Origin of the sequence: Paenibacillus sp. HWE-109 (assembly GCF_022163125.1) — a bacterium.
In the GTDB taxonomy this organism is placed as follows: Bacteria; Bacillota; Bacilli; order Paenibacillales; family NBRC-103111; genus Paenibacillus_E.
In genome coordinates this window covers 275,031-293,821 of the sequence record NZ_CP091881.1, presented here as the reverse complement: position 1 = coordinate 293,821, position 18,791 = coordinate 275,031, and the positions used below count along the sequence as shown (strand labels likewise).

General features: G+C 49.2%; 12 protein-coding genes. 6 read left to right on the top strand and 6 right to left on the bottom strand.

The window, feature by feature from the left end; genetic code table 11:
* Positions 1-37: 37 nt before the first annotated feature.
* Positions 38-4,786 carry a WIAG-tail domain gene (locus LOZ80_RS01310; RefSeq protein ID WP_238169737.1) on the bottom strand — a complete coding sequence of 1,583 codons (4,749 nt, stop codon included), beginning with the start codon at positions 4,784-4,786 and terminating at the stop codon, positions 38-40.
* 336 nt (positions 4,787-5,122) lie between these two features.
* On the opposite strand from LOZ80_RS01310, the gene LOZ80_RS01305 reads away from it, so the two are divergent.
* Positions 5,123-6,223 (top strand): YheC/YheD family endospore coat-associated protein, encoded by a 1,101-nt coding sequence (locus tag LOZ80_RS01305; protein WP_238169736.1) that lies wholly within the window; start codon positions 5,123-5,125, stop codon positions 6,221-6,223.
* 1,155 nt (positions 6,224-7,378) lie between these two features.
* On the opposite strand, the gene nagZ is transcribed toward LOZ80_RS01305, so the two are convergent.
* Positions 7,379-8,674: a beta-N-acetylhexosaminidase gene (nagZ, locus tag LOZ80_RS01300; RefSeq protein WP_238169735.1), complete on the bottom strand. Its 1,296-nt coding sequence runs from the start codon at positions 8,672-8,674 to the stop codon at positions 7,379-7,381.
* A 70-nt stretch (positions 8,675-8,744) separates the two neighbouring features.
* Positions 8,745-9,044 carry a transposase gene (locus LOZ80_RS01295; RefSeq protein ID WP_238169734.1) on the bottom strand — a complete coding sequence of 100 codons (300 nt, stop codon included), beginning with the start codon at positions 9,042-9,044 and terminating at the stop codon, positions 8,745-8,747.
* A 547-nt stretch (positions 9,045-9,591) separates the two neighbouring features.
* On the opposite strand from LOZ80_RS01295, the gene asd reads away from it, so the two are divergent.
* Positions 9,592-10,383, top strand: coding sequence for an archaetidylserine decarboxylase (asd, locus tag LOZ80_RS01290; RefSeq protein ID WP_238169733.1), 792 nt, complete (start codon positions 9,592-9,594; stop codon positions 10,381-10,383).
* Between the two features lie 33 nt (positions 10,384-10,416).
* Positions 10,417-11,676 (top strand): MFS transporter, encoded by a 1,260-nt coding sequence (locus LOZ80_RS01285; RefSeq protein WP_238169732.1) that lies wholly within the window; start codon positions 10,417-10,419, stop codon positions 11,674-11,676.
* Between the two features lie 73 nt (positions 11,677-11,749).
* On the opposite strand, the gene LOZ80_RS01280 is transcribed toward LOZ80_RS01285, so the two are convergent.
* Positions 11,750-13,189 (bottom strand): NAD-dependent malic enzyme, encoded by a 1,440-nt coding sequence (locus LOZ80_RS01280; RefSeq protein ID WP_238169731.1) that lies wholly within the window; start codon positions 13,187-13,189, stop codon positions 11,750-11,752.
* A gap of 83 nt (positions 13,190-13,272) precedes the next feature.
* The gene (gene pdxR, locus LOZ80_RS01275; protein ID WP_238169730.1) at positions 13,273-14,703 is read right to left on the bottom strand and encodes a MocR-like pyridoxine biosynthesis transcription factor PdxR; all 1,431 of its coding nucleotides are present in this window, start codon (positions 14,701-14,703) and stop codon (positions 13,273-13,275) included.
* Between the two features lie 162 nt (positions 14,704-14,865).
* Between pdxR and LOZ80_RS01270 the strand changes: the two genes are divergently transcribed.
* The 3 genes from LOZ80_RS01270 (at position 14,866) to LOZ80_RS01260 (ending at position 17,156) form a co-directional block, all read left to right on the top strand.
* Positions 14,866-15,456 (top strand): GNAT family N-acetyltransferase, encoded by a 591-nt coding sequence (locus tag LOZ80_RS01270; RefSeq protein ID WP_238169729.1) that lies wholly within the window; start codon positions 14,866-14,868, stop codon positions 15,454-15,456.
* A gap of 115 nt (positions 15,457-15,571) precedes the next feature.
* The gene (locus tag LOZ80_RS01265) at positions 15,572-16,882 is read left to right on the top strand and encodes an aminotransferase class I/II-fold pyridoxal phosphate-dependent enzyme (RefSeq protein WP_238169728.1); all 1,311 of its coding nucleotides are present in this window, start codon (positions 15,572-15,574) and stop codon (positions 16,880-16,882) included.
* Between the two features lie 172 nt (positions 16,883-17,054).
* Positions 17,055-17,156 carry a YjcZ family sporulation protein gene (locus LOZ80_RS01260; RefSeq protein ID WP_238169727.1) on the top strand — a complete coding sequence of 34 codons (102 nt, stop codon included), beginning with the start codon at positions 17,055-17,057 and terminating at the stop codon, positions 17,154-17,156.
* Between the two features lie 98 nt (positions 17,157-17,254).
* Here the strand turns inward: LOZ80_RS01260 and LOZ80_RS01255 are convergent, their stop codons facing one another.
* Positions 17,255-18,694, bottom strand: a complete 1,440-nt coding sequence (locus LOZ80_RS01255) for a glycosyl hydrolase family 18 protein (RefSeq protein ID WP_238169726.1) — start codon at positions 18,692-18,694, stop codon at positions 17,255-17,257.
* Positions 18,695-18,791 lie beyond the last annotated feature (97 nt).

Below are 18,791 nucleotides of genomic sequence, written 5' to 3'. Positions count from 1 at the left end.
ATCTGCGATGCTTGCCGTTTTCTCATCTTCCTTCTACTTATTGCTTATTCCCTATGGCAATCCAGTTCACAACCCCTTGCTGATCTGGCGAGAACTTGGCTCGGATAACCGATATAACCGCCCTATTCAGCGATTTGCTTTTGACGGACACATAGCATGCCGAGTGGTTCGTCATCGCTGTCAGAACGTAATTCTCATCTGCGAATACCTCATCAAATTGCAGAACCACCTCAATATGCTCATCTTGGACTTTCAACTCAAAAGGAACAAGACCGAATTGCTGCACGACATTTTTCTGCGTTCCCGATACTTGCAGAACACTCTCGGCCAGTTTCGATACCCTCAGAGAACCGTCCGCGATATGCTGGTTGCCGACCGCATCCGGTTTCAATTTCTCTCCATCGATGCTGCCATCGGCCAGTTTCGTGCCTTCTACACTGCCGTCGATCAAGTGTAGACTGCTCACCGATCCAAGACACAGCTTGCTGCTGTCTACACTGCCCGCAGATAGTTTACTGCCATCTACACTGCCCACTGCAAGATGTACGTTGTTTACGGCCGAATACGCCAGCTTGCTGCCATCGATGCTTCCCACTGTCAGCTTGGAGCCTTCCAGCGCTCCGTCAGCCAAGTGGCTGCTGCCAACGGCACCGGCAACCAGCTTGCTGCCATCCACGCTGCCTGCGGCCAGCTTCGTGCTATCTACCGAACCCGCAGCTAAGTGACTGCTGCTTACAGAGCCGATTGCGAGCTTCGCGCTGTCGACGCTGCCTGCGGCCAAGTGGTAGCTGCTGATAGCACTCGACGCCAGTTTGCTGCCGTCGATACTGCCAGCGGCCAGCTTCGCTCCGTACAGGGCGCCATCCGCAAGGTGGTCGCCATTGACTGAACCTGCAGCTAGCTTGCTGCCATCGACACTGTTTGCTGCCAGCTTCGCTCCGTCCACAGCGCCATCAACGATATGCGCATTGCTGATGGAAGCTGCGGTCAGCTTGCTGCCGTCAATGCTTCCTAATGCTAGTTTGACGCTGTCCACTGCACCGTCAGCGAGATGATAACTGCTGATGGCACCGGCAACCAGCTTGCTGCCATCGATACTGCCGATGGCCAGCTTCACGCTGGTAATAATGCCAGAAGCGAGATGTTCGTTGCCAATTGCGCCTTCCGCAATCTTACTGCCATCAATACTGCTTGCGGATAGCTTCGAACTCGTTACAGCTCCTGGAGCAATATGATCGCTATTAATTGAACCTGATACCAGCTTGCTGCTGTCAACACTGCTGATGGCAAGCTTAGCGCCATTCACCGAGCCGTCCTGCAAGTGCTCGCTGCCTACAGCCCCAAGCGTTAATTTGCTGCTGTCCACACTGCTTTCCTGAAGCTTAGTGCCATCAACAGCGCCAGGTGCAATATGGTTACGATCCACCGCGCCGAAGGCCAACTTCGAACCATCCACGCCATGCTCGGACAGATGCTCACGGAGAATAGCTCCCGTTACGACTTTACTGCTGTCTACACTGAGCGGTGCTAACTTAGCTGCATCTACCGCGTGATCCAGCAGATGTTCATTGCTGACTGATCCAGCGGTCAACTTGCTGCCGTCAACACTTCCGGTAGCCAATTTCACCCCATAAACTGCACTATCCGCTAAATGGTAATTATTCACTGAGCCAAGTGTCAATTTACTGCTGTCGACAGAGTTCGCAGCCAACTTTTCACTGTCAACAGAGCCAACGGCTAAGTGCTCGCCGCTAACTGCCCCAACAGACAGCTTCGCACCGTTAACTGAACTGGCAGCCAAGTGATCGCTTCCTATCGAACCTTGGATAATTTTCGTACCATCGATACTTTCCTTCGCCAGCTTCACTCCACAAATCGCACTGTCAGCGATATGCTCCTGGACGATCGTTCGCGCTGCTATTTTGGAACCTGTGATCGCGCCATCAGCCAGATGCTTCGCATGAAGCGCGCCAGCAACCAACTTACTGCCATGAATACTCTCATTCGCCAATTTAGCCGCAGTCACTGCGCCGTCCAAAATATGCTCCGTATTAATGGCTTTACTGGCAATCTTTCTGCCTGTTACACTGACATCCGCCAACTTCGCTTCGGTAATCGCATTTTGGTCTATTTTGCTACTCGTAATGGCATGATCCTGAACAATCCAGGAGGAAATCGCGCCTGCTTGCAAATGTTGCGTGGCAACGGCCCCATTCGCCAGCTTATCTTCCGTTACCGCACCCTGGGCCAGCGTTTCGGAAGTGATAGAGTTTTCGATCAGCTTGCTGCCTTCCAAACTTCGATCTGCAAATATGCCGAGCGTGATCGAACCCTGAGCCAAATGCTCGGAAGTAATCGCCCCTGGCTTAATATGAAATCCATCAATAATATTTTCTTGCAAATGGCGAATTTCAATCGACATCGAAGCCATCTTGCTGCTCGTCACAGCTTCTTCAGCAATTTTACTTGTCGTGATCGTTTCTTCCTGCACATGACGTGTTGTAATCGCATCATCCGCGATATGCTTGCGCTCAATAGCATCCTCGGCGATTTGTTCCTTACCGACAGCTTGCGGTGCAAGGTGACTCGTTTGAATAACCCCGCGCCCTAACTTCTCAGCGGAGACTGCTCCGTCTTGGATATGCTCCGCTCGAATGGCGCCGAATTGAACGTGCGATTCTCCAATTGCTCCTCTGACGAGATGGTTGCTGCCAATAATTTCATCCTGCAAATGAGCGGCTTGAACGGCATGTTCAGCAAGCTTTTCCGAAGTCACACTGTCTGGTTTCAATTTCGAGGCATCTACACTTCTATCCGCCAATTTGGCCGTGAGAATCGCCCCATCTTCAATTTTGGAGCTGGATACTGCGTTTTCACCCAGATGTCCATTCAGAATCGCAAGCTGCCGAATATGCCGATCTTGCACAATATCATTGGCTAATTTGTCTGATGTAATGGATTCCGCTTGCAGCTTCTCCGTCGAAACCACGTTGTCGGCTAGGTGCGCATCCTGGATGATCCCCTCGTTAAGATGCTTTCCTTCAATAATTCCCTCTGCTAATTTAGCCGTTGTCACAGAGCCATCCTGGAGCTTCTCAGTCGAAATAATTTGATCCGTTAAATGAGCCTGCTCGATTGCTCCTGCGTTAACGTGCTTGCCTTCGATGATTCCATCTGCTAATTTAGCGGTTGTTACTGAACCATCTTGGAGCTTCGCAGTCGAGATGATTTGGTCAGTTAGATGAACCTGCTCAATCGCTCCTGCGTTAACATGCTTTCCTTCTATGATTCCATCTGCTAATTTAGCGGTTGTTACTGAACCATCTTGGAGCTTCTCAGTTGAAATAATATGGTCCGTTAAATGAGCCTGCTCGATTGCTCCTACGTTAACGTGCTTTCCATCAATGATTCCCTCATCTAATTTAGCCGCTGTCACCGATTGATCTCTCAGCTTTGAGCTGGATATCAGATTGTCAGCTAAATGGCCGCTCTCAATCGCATTGGCCTGAATATGCTTCCCTTCAATAATAGCTTTCGCCAATTTCGGAGATGTAATAGTTCCATCTAGAATGAGCGCTGACGTTATCGCCCCATCCGTAATATGTTCGGTTTCAATGGCATTCGCTGCGATGTGATAACCTGTGACCGCAGAGTCTTGCAAATGTTCCTCCTTCACAGAAGCTTTCATAAGATGCTTCGCTTCCACGGATTGCAGCGCCAGCTTTTGAGAGGTAACGGCTTGATCGGCCAACTCGTTCACCGTGACAGATTTAGGAGCTAATTTATCGGTTGAAACCGACTCATTCTGTAAATGGAAACTTTCGACTGCGCCATCCGCAATATGAGACCCATCGATTTGACCGGGTGCTATACTGCGTTTCTGCACACTGCCGTCAGCCAAATGCTCATTGAAGATGATTTTCGGTTGAAAATGGACCGAGTTCAGGCTGCCGTTGGCAATCTTCTCTTCCGTCACCGATTGATCTCTCAATTTATCTGTGGTAATCGCCGCATCCATCAGCTTCGCTGTATCAATGCTATAATTTGCTAAATGCTTTGCCTGCACCGCACCACTATGGATTTTCTCCGATGTAATGGCTTGATTATCAATTAAATCGCTGGTGACAATCAATTCTGATAAATGCTGCGGCAGAATCGAGCCATGCGCTAATTTCAAAGAATCAATCGTTTGATCTGCCAGTTTATCTGCCGTAATGCTATTATCCAACAGCTTGCTGCCCGGAACGCTCTGGTCTTGCAACTTATCCCCATCAATACTTTGGAGCGCAATATGCTCGTCGTGAATGACACCGTCTGCGATCTTATCTCTCGTTACACTGGCCGGGGCCAGCTTGGAATGCTCGATGGCGAAGTCCTTAATCGCCCTGGAGCCAATGCTGAGCGGTTTGATTTTACTTTCATCTACCGAGCGATTCGCAATCTTCTCCCATGTGACCGCTTCTTCCACAATATCGTCCGTATATACCACTGGGTTGACGAATTTACCTGTTTTACGTTCAGACAGTAATAAGAGCGGTGGAGCCGGAGTCGAGGTTGTCGAAACATTGGCTATTTTTGATGGTTTTGCATTCTCCGTTACAGTTGGCTTTCCCGCAGCCTTAGTCGGTGCAGGAGGTGGTGTTTCCGTGATGATGGGCGGATCTGTTTTTTCCTGCTTGGCTGCAACAGGTAGAGGTTCACTATCATCAAGCCATTTTAATTCATTCGTTCTGGAGTTCACTTTTTGCACATAAGGCCTTGCGCTACTGCTCTTACGCTTACTCATAGACTCCTCTCCATTCTCCAAGAATTAGTCACTTGTAACATATTCAGTCCACGCCCGATAGGTACGCTAGCCCGCAAAAATGTGCGCTAACCCAGATAAATGGTCAAGTTGACCCGTTCTCAAAACACGAATTCCACGCAGTAACTTGGACAAGTTCCCCTGTTCCCTTTCACTCGTTATCTAAGCATCCGCGGATTATACGAGAAATTATGGGCATCTGTGCCAGTAACCCCCTGCTTTATCAGCATCTGTACAAACCAGCAGCCATGCTTTTCCATAAGCTGAGAAGAAGTCCAAATTTGAACCCAAGCCCCAGATGGAAAAGGAGGGAAGCTGATGACGAATCCCTATGTGGGTATTTTAGTCAACGATTCCTTATATGCAGGCATTCCCCTAGGGAACACACAGTATGAAGCTATTCAATTCTATGATGAAGCCGGCAAGCAGTATGGTGTAACTCCCTGTTATTTTCGTATACAAGATGTACAAATCGAGACCATGAAAGTTTATGCTTACGTGAAAGATGGCCTTAACTTCGAGCAGCAATGGCTGGATCTTCCCAAAGTCATTCATAATCGAGCTGTTTATCTGGATCAAGCATCTTATCAGAAATTTGAAGCATGGGCCCAGCATGGAATCATCCTGTTTAACCGTTGGAATCGCTACAGTAAGCTGCGTATACATGATATCCTGTTGAAAAATGACCGCATACGCCCCCATCTCCCCGGCACTTATCCCGCTACCATGAAAAACATGAGGATCATGATGTCCGCCTACGATTCGCTCATTATTAAACCCACCAATTCGAGCATTGGCCGGGGTGTAATGAAGATGGATCGTTTGGCGCGCAGTTGGCAGCTCATCTATCCCGCAAGCATGAAGCTCAGCAACAAAATCTATCGCACGGTGCGCTTTCGGCAGTACTTCCCTTTGACGCTGCGTCATAAAATTCAAAGCCGCACCTACATGATTCAGCAGCGCCTGCCGCTCGCCACCTTTGAGGGTCGGCCTTTCGATTTACGAATTTCGGCGCAGCGCGGCGCAACGGGCGAGTGGGGAATAACAGGTATCGTTGCAAAAGTAGCATCGCGCAAGCTCTTTCTGACTAATGTGGCACAAGGCGGAGAAGTCCGTACCTTGCCCGACATTTTAACTACGGAGTACCCGCAGCTGAATCTTGAGCACGTATTGAGTCAAATTACCGACTTCTCGCTGCTGGTTGCCAATCATTTGAGCACGGAACTCCCCTATTTGGCTGATGTAGGACTCGATGTTGGCATAACGAAGGATGGCTTTCCACTCTTCATTGAATGTAACGGCAAGGACCAACGTTACAGCTTTTTGGAAGCCAACATGCAGGACATATGGAAAGCAACCTACTACAATCCGATCGCCTACGCCAAATTTTTACTGGATGGCGGCACGCCGGCCTTGTGACAATCTAGCTAGTTTGGTACCTTATTGGAGGCTCGGTTGGGGCTCAATGGGCTTAATCGGTTCGGCGAAGGGGCGGTTGGGGCTCAGTCGGTTCGGCGGGGGCTCGGTTGGGGCTCAGTGGGCTTGATGCTGGTTCTGTGCTTGATTGGGGATAGCTAGTGACTGATAGGCAAGCTAGAAGTGCTTATTCCCGCTAGATTCGCCATTTTTCGTGAAATAAGATCACAGAACTTGCTTATTTGCTGTATTTTCCCACTTGCCGAGCGAATTAACGAACACTAAGCACACCAACCTTGCTTATGTCTTCCTCACAGGAGCCATTCCAACAAATAAGCACTTTCAACTGTCCTATTTTCGTTCAGACCACCTTCAGTCCACGTTCTGTCCACGTTCCAACCATGATCCAACCACGTTCCAACCACGTTCCAACCACGCAAATGTTCCCACGATTTTGGGGATACGCATATAAGCTCGTCCCATAAGAAAAGCGGCTTTGCCACTCTGAGAGATGAGCATCTTCATAGCGGTTTTCAACAATCTAGCGGATCGTAGTTCCCTTTGGGCTTTGCAATGACAGAGAGCCTCGTGTGAAAAGGAACTATGATCCGCTAACTGGCGGAAATTGGGGTAAACGCAGCATGAAAGGGAACTGAGATCCGCTATTTCAGCGGAAACTGCTGATTCCAACCAGGGAAAAGGTGAATTAGCGGATCGTAGTTCCCTCTGGCGTGGAATATGGCTGTTTTCAGAATTATAACGTACTATAGTTCCCTCGAACTCGCTATCCTGACACATTTTGCTAGTATCGCGGCTTGACGTTCCCTTATCTCCGCGCGTTGGCAAGCTAGCGGATCTCATTCTGCCAAAAAGCTTGTTTACACCTCCAAACCAGCAAGTACGTTCGCAGCTATCTTGTTCTTATTCGCATCTCTTCTCGTCCCTTCGCCTCTCTTCGCATCTCCTCGCATCTCTTCGCATCTCTTCGCGTCGCATCGAACCACTCCATCGTGCTGGTTTGGCCTACAACCCAAGCCTGGAGACTAGCGTCAATCTCCAACATTTAACTTCTAGGCAAGCTTCACTCACCCCAGCCCAAAAACATATAATGTTCAAAAAAACACCGTGCACTGCGCCATTCGGCACAATCACACGGTGTTATTTGCTTTTGGCGATACCGAGTACGTCCTGTACCTCGGCATTTAATTTTTTAACATCAGGCACTTTCACGGCGGCATCTTGGAGATGGTACTTCTGTTTCAGCTTCATCACCTGATTCACACTTTGATCAATCATGTCCACAGGTATTCGTCCGGATCGAACCGCTTCTCGCAGCGCGTTGATGACTTTCATGACATTGGCAGGCTCATGTCCGACCATTACAATATTCGCTCCGGCCAGCACAGACTTCACAGCCGCTTCACCTAAACCATAATTGGTCGTAATCGCCCCCATCGTCATATCATCCGTCATAATTAGACCTTGGAAGCCCATTTCCTTCCGCAGCATATCCGTCATGATCGTCTTGGACATCGATGCGGGATTGTCAGGGTCCACCTTAGGCAGCAAAATATGCGCTACCATCACAGCATCAGCCTGATGCTTTATCGCTTCGGCGAAGGGCACAAGTTCAAGCTTGCGCAGACGGGCGAGATCATTTTGCACGATCGGCAAGCCAATATGCGAATCCACCGAGGTATCCCCATGTCCGGGAAAATGCTTGACTACCGAAACGACCTGCTGACTCTGCAAGCCGCTCATCACCTGAATTCCCTGACTGCTCACAATCGATGCGTTCGACCCAAAAGAGCGGTCCCCAATCACCGGATTGTTAGGATTGCTGTTCACATCTAGATCCGGAGCGAAATCCATATTAAGCCCATAGGCATTCAATTCTTTCCCTAGCAAATGACCGATATTATAAGCAAATTTTGTGCTGCCTTTGCTGCCAATTTCTTTGCTTGTCGGCGTCTTGATCAGTTCATCCGGCAACCTGGTCACCCTGCCGCCTTCTTCATCGACTCCAATCCATAGTGGAAGCTTATTACTCGCATTAGTCTTTTTCAAACTATTCGTTAACTGAACCAATTGATTCGTATTCTGCACATTCGGTTTGTATAAAATAATGCCGCCAACATGCTGCTCGGCCAGCAATTCACGAGCTGCTGAATCCACCGTGTACCCGTCGATCCCGGCAATAATCATCTGCCCGATCTTCTCTTCCACGGACATCGACTGGAGCACGCTTGCAGAAGCAGGCGCCGGTGTCTGGGTAGCCTTCGCTGTCGCTGCTGGTGCTGCCGATACCGCAGCAGAAGGAGCGGAACTGGATGTCGCTATGGGGGAAGCCGCAGACGGCGGCTCTCCTCGATGAGACGAGCAGCCTGACACAACCAGAGCAAGCGAAGTTAGACCAATCAGGCTCCTGAACAAATTCTGCTGATTTCGTTTCATGTGTTGTTCGCCTACCTTCCATTTCAACCATACAAATATGACGCAAGCCTGCCTTAATTAGTTGCATGAATTACTGTTCAGCCCGCATCTCCTGGAGCGTCCATTTCAATAGGATATAAATCCCGTAGCTGCCTAAGTAGCTTCCTGTAACCAGGAAATACTTATTTTCAAACACACGATGAATATTCGTCATAAATACCGTTTCATCTCTAAGAATCTCGTAGACAGCCAGTGCGGAAATAATGCCAAATACATACGCGCAGCAAGCAGCCAGTGCATGAAACACGACACGAAGCGCAGCGAACAGCCAGGACATCATCAGCATGCATAACGGGATCAAAATGATAAACAGTGTGATTACAAAAGACATTTTCATTTCACCTCACTACCATCATTGACGGTTTCCACGTTGGAAATACTAATGACATAACACAAAGGGTTGTGCTATCATTATTGATATAAATGAAGCGTTTACATTTCCCTTTTCTACTAGGATCCGGCTCATATCCATAACAAGGAAGAGAGGTCCGTTTAATGAAAAAGAATGTCGACTTTCAGCATTCGCTATCCCTGGAAATCGCTTTTGAGCTGATAGCAAGGTGCGCGTCCTGTGCGAGTATTTCTGATCATTCCTCACGAACCCCTGTCCAATGTACCAAGTTTGCCGGTTCTTCCACTCCCATCTCGGTTAATCTGGCTGCCTGCCAAACCTGTGGGGATTATAAACTCAACTAGCTTATTTCTGATAAAAACAGCCGCAAGGCTGTTTTTTCATACCTGTAACTCCCCCTAACTTGGCTATTCGACAATTGATTCTTTTACCTATCTGTGGCAAGATTAGCGAAGAACACTATATAGGGATCTTGGATCACGATCTGCAGATCTCTAACCACGAATCGAACAGGAGTAATTGATCTATGTCTAAACCGTTTTTTCGATTGCTTACGGAGCTATCCTCGCGCAAATGGGTGTCCCAATTGACAGGCGCATTTGCCAGATCCAAAGCAAGCCGGATATTTATTACTCGCTTTGCCCAAACCTATGGCATATCGATCCAAGATGCTGAAAAACATGTGAAGGATTATAAGTCCTTGAATGACTTTTTCACACGCAGATTGAAACCCGGTCTACGTCCCATTCACGAGGATCCAACCCGTGTGGTAAGTCCCGTTGACGCGATGATCACAGGGATTGGCGATATCAAAGAAGGGCAGATTGTGAATGTCAAAGGCCAAGATTACACGATCGAAGAGCTGCTGAATCGTTCACCGCGCACCGTCAACTACAAAAACGGTTTCTATTTCGTCTTGTACCTTAGTCCTACTGACTATCACCGCATTCACTCTCCCGTTACAGGCGATATTCTTGAGAAAGAGCACGTGCTCGGCAAGGTGTATCCGGTCAATGAGTTCGGCCTGCGTCATATGAAAAGGGTACTCAGCCGCAACGAACGGCTTATTACCTTTATTCAACATGAAGCGGGTGAAGTCGCCGTTGTCAAAGTCGGCGCTTTGAATGTCAGTTCCATCCAATATGTGAAGCCTCTTCCCAAAAAGCTGGAGCGCGGCCAAGAACTGGCCTATTTTGAATTCGGCTCAACGGTCGTCCTGCTCTTTGAAGATGATATGTTTGAACCTCGTTCAGACCTGCAGCTTGGCTCCAAAGTCAAAATGGGAGAAGACCTCGGCCGTTTCCTAGACAACAAATAAAACAGGGAACAGTGACATCGAGAGGAGAGAATCATGGCTGCTGTTACGACATCATCTCCGGATCCCAGCTCCACGAGCTTGCAGGGTGCAGGAGACATCAAACCTACTGTTTATCGTATTTTATTTGCTATCGGGCTTGTTCATCTACTGAATGATTCCATTCAATCCGTTATTCCTGCAATCTTCCCCATCCTGAAAAGTGAAATGGGATTAAGCTATACGCAAGTGGGTTGGGTGCAGTTCGCGATTAACTTCACGGCTTCCATCATGCAGCCGGTTGTCGGGTTGTACACCGACCGCAAGCCATCGCCATATATGCTGCCGATCGGCATGACATCTACCTTAATCGGGATGCTCTTGCTCGCTTTCGCTCATTCCTATTGGGTTGTGTTGCTGTCTGTTTGCTTTGTAGGTCTAGGTTCCGCTGCTTTCCATCCTGAAGGCTCGCGAGTTTCCCATATGGCGGCTGGCGCACGCAAAGGTCTGGCCCAATCGATCTTCCAGGTGGGCGGGAATGCCGGTCAATCGCTGGCACCGATTATGACCAAATGGATCTTCATACCGCTTGGACTGTTTGGCTCTATTTGGTTCACTGGCGTAGCGGCAGTCGCTATTGCCGTGCAGCTATACATAGCTCGCTGGTACAAAGCCGTACTCGTTTCAACACCGGTTAAAGCCAAAGCGATTGTGAAAAGAACCGTCAATCCCGAGCAACGCAAGCGTGTAACATTCGCTATCTGCCTGCTGATCTTCCTGGTATTTATCCGATCTTGGTACGGAGCAGCCATGAGTGGATACTTTGCTTTTTTCCTGCAAGACTCGTATGGCATTACGATAGACCGAGCGCAGGACTTCATTTTCTTGTTCCTAGCGGCTGGAGCCGTGGGCACGTTTTTTGGCGGTCCGATTGCTGACCGTTTCGGCAAGCGGAATGTCATCTTCTTTTCCATGTTAGGTTCCGCGCCATTTGCCCTGCTTTTACCGCATGTCTCGATCACTTGGGCTTATGTGCTGCTCGTCATTACAGGTATAATCTTACTTTCCAGTTTCTCGGTCACCGTTGTTTATGCGCAAATGCTGTTTCCTGGGAAAGTTGGGACCGTATCCGGCTTGATCACCGGTTTAGCTTTTGGACTCGGGGGCATCGGAAGTGTCGTTCTTGGAAATCTTTGCGATACCATTGGCACGACGCGAGTGATGGAACTGTGTGCATTCCTGCCGCTTTTCGGTATCCTGACCTTTCTCCTGCCCTCTGACCGCAAACTCAAAGAATGGACAGAAGAACAAGCCTAAAACCCAAAAAAACCTTGTCAAGCCATCTGATAGGAATATCAGCTGCTTGTACAAGGTTTTTGTGCATTTGGGCTTACTCGTGATTAGCGTCTTGCAAGTCACGCTGGTTGCGCCGGCGAGCTACACCAGACTCATACGCTGCTTCCATAACGGCTTCGCGCACTTTCTCAACCACCGAGTGATTGAACACGCTTGGAATAATATAATATTCATTGAGTTCGTCTTCACTCACCACGGAAGCAATCGCCTTGGCCGCAGCCAGCTTCATCTCCTGTGTGATGCGTGAAGCCCGGCAATCCAGCACACCGCGGAAAATACCTGGGAAACATAACACATTATTGATCTGGTTCGGATAATCGGAACGTCCGGTAGCCATGACACGTACGTAAGGCTCCGCTTCTTCAGGCGTAATTTCCGGTGTAGGGTTCGCCATGGCGAACACAATCGGATCAGCAGCCATATTCTTCACATCGTCAGCTTTGAGCACACCAGGCCCCGAAAGCCCGATAAAAATATCAGCGCCCACAATCACCTCAGACAGCAATCCCGATTGCCGGAACGGATTCGTATTCTCGGAGTACCAGGTCCACGCTGAATTCGAATAGCTTTCACCGCTAACAATGGCCCCTTGACGATCAACACCGATGACATTGGTTACGCCCGCTGCCAGAAGCATCTTCGTGCAGGCAATCCCTGCTGCCCCGATGCCTGTGATAACAACTTTGCAATCTGCCAATTGTTTGCCTACAAGTTTAACCGCATTGAGCAAACCTGCTAGAATAACAACAGCTGTACCGTGCTGATCATCATGAAATACCGGAATATCCAGTTCGTTGATTAATCTTTCCTCAATTTCAAAACAACGAGGCGACGAGATGTCCTCCAAATTAATGCCGCCGAACCCTGGAGCAATCGCTTTAACAGTCCGAATAATCTCCTCTGTGTCCTGCGTATCAAGGCAAATTGGAAAAGCGTCAACGCCCGCCATCTGCTTGAACAGCATCGCTTTTCCTTCCATAACAGGCATCGCTGCCTCAGGGCCAATATTTCCTAACCCCAATACTGCCGTACCATCGGATATAACAGCAACCGTATTTCGTTTAATTGTCAAAGAGTGCGCCTTCGATGGATCTTCATGAATCGCCATACAAACTCTGGCAACCCCCGGTGTATAGACACGGGATAGGTCGTCCCGGTTTTTGATAGGCATTTTGGGAGTAACTTCAATTTTGCCGCCTAAATGCATCAGGAAAGTTTGATCTGAAACGTTGATTAAACGCACGCCCGGAATATCATTTAAAGCGCTAACAATCGACTCCGTATGCTCGGGATCACTAACTTTCACAGTAATATCTCGCGTTGTTGTCGTTTTACTCGCTCGCGTTACGTCGATCGCAACAATATCCCCGCCTGCATCGCCGATTGCCGTAGCAATCTTACCGAAGGTAACCAGTTCCTTATGTATTTCCAAACGCACAATAACGCTTGTGCCCCCACCGTTTAAACCTGCCATCTTAAGGACCACTCCTACGATTTATATTAATTGACCACATGTTAGATCATAGCACACAATAGCTTTCCTGCCAAAAACATTATTTATCTCAAAAGCTGCACGCCGCGGCGGATCTCGTCTTCGGTCAGATGGGCAAAAGAGAAGCAAGCTCCCGCGCGGCCTGGCGGCAAGCCGTATGAAGCAGCATCACTCCACGTGACGCCCGCTTCTTGGCATTCGGCTGCATAGCTCGCGTAACTGGCGGCATTGCCGCGCCACCAACCGAATAAATGCAGCCCCGCATCGCTCTCTACCCAGTCGAACCGGGTAGACATTCGTTCCTGCAGCAGCCCTTGCAGGAGCAGGAACTTGCTCGCGTACACCCGCCGCATCCGGCGCAGGTGCCGCTCGTAGCCGCCGCTCGCCATGAAAGCGGCGAGCGAGCGCTGCTCGAGCAGCCCCGAAGGGTGCGGCTCGAACAGCCGCTTTGCGGCCACGAAGGCGCCCACCAGCGCCTTCGGCAGCACAACATAGCCGATGCGCAGCTCCTGCAGCATCGTGATGGAGAAGGTGCCGATGTAGACCACTCGGCCCTCTTGGTCCAGCACCTTGAGCGGCTCGATGGGCCGCCCGCGGTGCCTGAACTCGCTGTCATAGTCGTCTTCGACGATGACAGCGCCCTGCTCGGCCGCCCAGCGCAGCAGCTGCTGGCGGCGCTCTAAGCCCAGCACCGCTCCCGTAGGGAACTGGCGGCTCGGGGTCACGAACAGCAGCCGCGCATTCCACGGCTGCGGCACTAGACCTTGCCCATCCACCTCAGCGTGGATGGGCACCCCGCCAGCCGCCAGCACAGCGCGCGTGGCGCCTTGATATCCCGGACGTTCCACGACCACGGGATCGCCCGCATTCACCAGCACTTGGGTCAGCAGCGCTATCGCTTGCATCGACCCATTCACGATGACGATGCGCTCGGGAGGCGCATCGATGCCACGCATACGCCTTAGGTGCTGTGCGATTGCTATGCGCAGCGCTTCATGCCCCTCAGCGGCGAAGGCCTCCTCCTGCGGCGACTCCGTCATGCGCCGCACCTGCTCATACATCCCGCGATTCCACAGCTCTCGCGGGAACTCATCAAGATGGGGATGCCCCATCCTGAAAGAAATGTGATCGGGGCGATACGGCTCTTTCCCCTGCCCCCTTCCCCTTTCTTCCGCACGAACACGCTCCCCCCAATCGGACAAGCGAATCTCCCTTTCTTCGAGCTCATCTTTCTTCCGCTGTCCACTCGCATAGACAACATAAGTCCCTCTCCCAACATCAGCCTGCAAATATCCTTCAGCAATCAACATATCATAGACCTGATTCACCGTCCCCCGCGATAAACCAAATAAACGGGCTAACTCACGACTGGACGGCAGCTTCGTATGCAGTGGGAGCCTGCTCTCCAAGATCTCGTCATGCAGCGCATGATACAAAGCCGCGTACTTGCTTGCATATTTCATACGATAGGCATCGTAAGGCAAATGAAACTCCATGCCGCTCCCCCCAGTCATCACACAGCATCCTCTTTATTCAGTCCATTACAACCTATTGGTACATAAAATTAAAACCAAATTGGATCTTTTGATGAATCCACTTTTCCCTTATGCTATCTAAAATCTCATAAATTTGATCCAATGACAAGGAGAATCAGCACTATGCAATTACAAAACCCCATTCTAGAAGGAACACGTGTCGCTCTACTTCCTATGCAGGAATCCCACATTGACAGTCTAGCGGAGGCTGCTTCTGACCCGCGGATTTGGGATTATATGACGCCGCTGCCTCGAACATCCGATGTGGAAACCTATGTCCAGCAAGCGCTTGAGGAATTCAATGCCGGCCTTGCGATCCCTTACAGTGTCTATGATAAACATACGGATACGTTTGTGGGCAGCACGCGGCTCTTCGACATCTCCACTGCTCACCGCCATCTAGAGATTGGATATACCTGGTACAATCCGCTCGTTTGGCGGACCCGTGTGAACACGGAATGCAAATATTTACTGCTGCGCCACTGCTTTGAAACCCTCAATCTGCTGCGCGTCCAAATCAAAACAGATTTGCGAAATGAACGCTCGCAAGCTGCGATTGCCCGTTTAGGCGCCAAACAGGAAGGAATTCTCAGGCAGCACCGTGTGCTTCACGATGGCTATGTGCGTGACACCGTCATGTTCAGCATTCTGGATCACGAATGGCCTGAAGTGAAGGAGCGATTGGAAGGATTTTTAAATCAAGTCCGCGTCTAAATCCCCGATCACGTTCTTTCCGAAAAAATTTAGCAAGCGCAGTGACGTACTACTGTGAAAGTGGTATAATAACTGCAAAAAATGAATAGCTCATTGGAAGGAATGACCCACTCTTATGAATCCTCTGGCACGACAGTTAAACGAGACCCTGGAACGTGAAAATTCTCACGTGCATGACATGCTTTCTGCATTAGGTAAATCGATTTACTTCCCGAAAGAAGGCATTCTCAGCCAATCGGCTGAAGCAAAGGCAAAGGCCAAGAAATTCAATGCTACTATCGGTATTGCGATCGAAAATGGTCAACCTATGCATTTGAAGGTCATTCAAGACACACTTTCTACCTATGCGCCAAAAGATATATATGAATATGCACCACCTGCAGGCAAGCCGGAGCTCCGCAGCGCATGGCGCAAAAAAATGCTCGAAGAAAATCCAGAAATCGGCAGCAAGCTGATCGGCAATCCAATCGTAACGAATGCCTTGACGCATGGTCTAAGCATTGCAGCTGATCTTTTCGCCGACGTAGGCGACGCTGTTATTATCCCGGACAAAAACTGGGAAAATTACGAGCTGACTTTCGAAATCCGCCGCGGTGCCCAAATCGTGAACTACCCGCTGTATAACGACCAAATGAGATTCAACGCTGCTGGTCTGCGCGATGCACTGCTAGCTCAAAAATCCAAAGGCAAAGCGATCGTTGTTCTTAACTTCCCGAACAATCCAACAGGCTACACGCCTGATGCACAAGAAGGACGGGAAATTACGGCTGCGATCAAAGAAGCAGCAGAAGCTGGTATTAACGTAGTCGTCCTGACAGACGATGCTTACTTCGGTCTTTTCTTTGAAGGCTCGCTGCATGAATCCTTATTCGGTCAATTAGCTGATTTGCACCCGCGCGTGCTGGCAGTCAAAATTGACGGCGCCACCAAAGAAGAATACGTTTGGGGCTTCCGCGTAGGCTTCATCACGTATGCAAGCCAAAGTGAAGCTATTCTCAGCGCTCTGGAACAAAAAACGATGGGAATTATCCGCGCAACGATTTCCAGCGGTCCTCACCCATCCCAGACGTTCGTGCTGCATGCCCTGAACTCACCTGAGTTTGCTGTGCAAAAGCAAGAGAAGTACGACATCATGAAGGGCAGAGCCAACCGTACCAAAGCGATCCTGGACAGTGGCAAGTTCGATGATGCCTGGGGCTACTACCCATTCAACTCTGGTTACTTCATGTGCCTGAAGCTCAAAACGGTAGATGCCGAAGCCTTGCGCGTACACTTGCTGAACCAGCATGGTGTTGGAACAATCGCTCTTGGTGCAACGGACCTTCGCGTTGCTTTCTCTTGCATAGAAGAAGTGAACCTCGAAGAGCTGTTCAACCTGATTTATCAAAGCGTAAAAGAAATCGAAACGGTTGCTGCAAGCAAATAATACGAAGAGGCTGCTCTAGGTTTTCAACCTTGGAGACAGCCTCTTCTTTTTATCCAAAGTATTCCGCTCTGCTAGGCATAAGCACAATCATACATTTCGCCCATACGGTTCCGCACTTACCTCATACAATGATCACGTAGCACAAACAAATCAAGTTGAAAGGGTGATTTGAATGTCTGGTGTCGCAGGTGCAGGTATTGGTTATACGTCTTCCGCAGCTATTTTGGTACTTTTCATCTTGTTAGTCATTATCACAAGCGCATTCGTTTGGTAGTTCACAATTGATGTATAAAGCAAGGCTGCCCCACAAGTCATATTTGACTTATGGAGCAGCCTTTTATCATCTTCTTAAATTTCGACTGGGTCGATAGCTTAAGGTGTTTTCACAAAATTCAACCAGTTCAAGTTCGGTTCACCTTTTACAAGATTTACTCTTAACGTTTGACTGCCTGCTGGCAGCGTAATCGTTGTATTCACCGTTTGCCAAGTTTGGTATCCGCCCGTTTTGGGGATGGTGACCGAAGCCAGAACGGTACCCGAGGCATTTTTGATTTGGAATTGCCCCCCTGCAACTGGGCTGGCTACCCGGAGACCAACCGAATAGCTGCCTGCGGTTTGGACATTCACTTTGTAATCCATCCAATCGCCTGCATCGATATAGCCCACATTCATGCCGCCGCCAGTATCCGTCGTAGTCTCCTTCACAACGCCTTGCATCGCAGTGAAGCTTTCAGCTTCAATCTTCCCGGGAATAGCTGCCCCGTCTGGTGCTGGTGTATTCGTAGCCAACGCTTTCCAGAAGCTGGTATCATCCAAGCCGATTGCCCACACCGAAATACCACCCAAGTGATACTTCGCATAATACCCGGACTTTTCAGTAATACTGCGCTCATTCTCATACCAAACCACGTGTTTGGAACCATCGCTTGCTTGATAATTGAAATAAGGAGAGGATGAAGCCGTGTCCCATTTCACTGCAGCTTTGGTCTTGGAAATAAGGGCAGGGATTTCCCTCCAAGGAACTTGTTTACCATCGCTGGCGTTATTCGTGGTTAAATTCCAGTCATAACCGTAAGCGGGAAGTCCCATCAGCACTTTGGCTGGCGGAACCGCGGAAACTGCATATTGCAAAGACTCTTCCATCCAATCCTTTCCAGCTACAGGGCCTGGCGAAGCCCATATACCATGCTCATCGTAGGTCATGACTTGCACATAATCCACCAGTTGACCCAGAACTGGGTAATCGAAGGCTCCTCCCCAATCATCATTCGGGTCCTCAACTGTTTTGGCAGGAACTGAGATTAAAGCTTGCAAACCTAGTGAATGCATGGAAGTTGCCAGTTCGCGCATGAAACTAGTCAATGCCGCCCGATCCGTATTAGGCACAGCTTCGAAATCGAAATTAACACCTTTATAGCCGTTGTTTTTCACCAAAGCGATCAAGTTCGCCATAGCCTTGTTCCTAATTGTCGGATTCGTTAAAATCGTATGTGCTAAATCAGCATCAAAGTCATTTGGACCATAATTGGAAATGCAAGCATACGTGGTAATATTCTTGGACTTCGTAAAGGCAATCGCTGTGGTCGGAATTGTTCCTACAATATTCCCTTCACTATTGAAGTTGAAACTGTCCGTAGACACATGTGTGATGTAGCTATAGTTCGTCGTTAAGGAATTATCTGATGCCTGATCTGGTGTGTAATAACCTAAAATGACAGGTGAACTGGCGCTGGCCGTAGAAACACCACTAACAAGCACAGCGGAAAACATGGCACCGGAAATAAGCAGCTTGATTGATTTTCTCAAATTCATGAAAAATCCTCCTTATTGGTTGCATATATGAAACATCGTTCCAAACGGGCTGTCTCCATCCAGCCTGACACAAGATCATATAGAAGAGAGCATCACC

Excerpts from the sequence above, each read along its gene's own strand:
- LOZ80_RS01310 (WP_238169737.1), bottom strand. The coding sequence starts at position 4,786 with ATGAGTAAGCGTAAGAGCAGTAGCGCAAGGCCTTATGTGCAAAAAGTG.
- LOZ80_RS01305 (WP_238169736.1), top strand. The coding sequence starts at position 5,123 with ATGACGAATCCCTATGTGGGTATTTTAGTCAACGATTCCTTATATGCA.
- nagZ (WP_238169735.1), bottom strand. The coding sequence starts at position 8,674 with ATGAAACGAAATCAGCAGAATTTGTTCAGGAGCCTGATTGGTCTAACT.
- LOZ80_RS01295 (WP_238169734.1), bottom strand. The coding sequence starts at position 9,044 with ATGTCTTTTGTAATCACACTGTTTATCATTTTGATCCCGTTATGCATG.
- asd (WP_238169733.1), top strand. The coding sequence starts at position 9,592 with ATGTCTAAACCGTTTTTTCGATTGCTTACGGAGCTATCCTCGCGCAAA.
- LOZ80_RS01285 (WP_238169732.1), top strand. The coding sequence starts at position 10,417 with ATGGCTGCTGTTACGACATCATCTCCGGATCCCAGCTCCACGAGCTTG.
- LOZ80_RS01280 (WP_238169731.1), bottom strand. The coding sequence starts at position 13,189 with ATGGCAGGTTTAAACGGTGGGGGCACAAGCGTTATTGTGCGTTTGGAA.
- pdxR (WP_238169730.1), bottom strand. The coding sequence starts at position 14,703 with ATGGAGTTTCATTTGCCTTACGATGCCTATCGTATGAAATATGCAAGC.
- LOZ80_RS01270 (WP_238169729.1), top strand. The coding sequence starts at position 14,866 with ATGCAATTACAAAACCCCATTCTAGAAGGAACACGTGTCGCTCTACTT.
- LOZ80_RS01265 (WP_238169728.1), top strand. The coding sequence starts at position 15,572 with ATGAATCCTCTGGCACGACAGTTAAACGAGACCCTGGAACGTGAAAAT.
- LOZ80_RS01260 (WP_238169727.1), top strand. The coding sequence starts at position 17,055 with ATGTCTGGTGTCGCAGGTGCAGGTATTGGTTATACGTCTTCCGCAGCT.
- LOZ80_RS01255 (WP_238169726.1), bottom strand. The coding sequence starts at position 18,694 with ATGAATTTGAGAAAATCAATCAAGCTGCTTATTTCCGGTGCCATGTTT.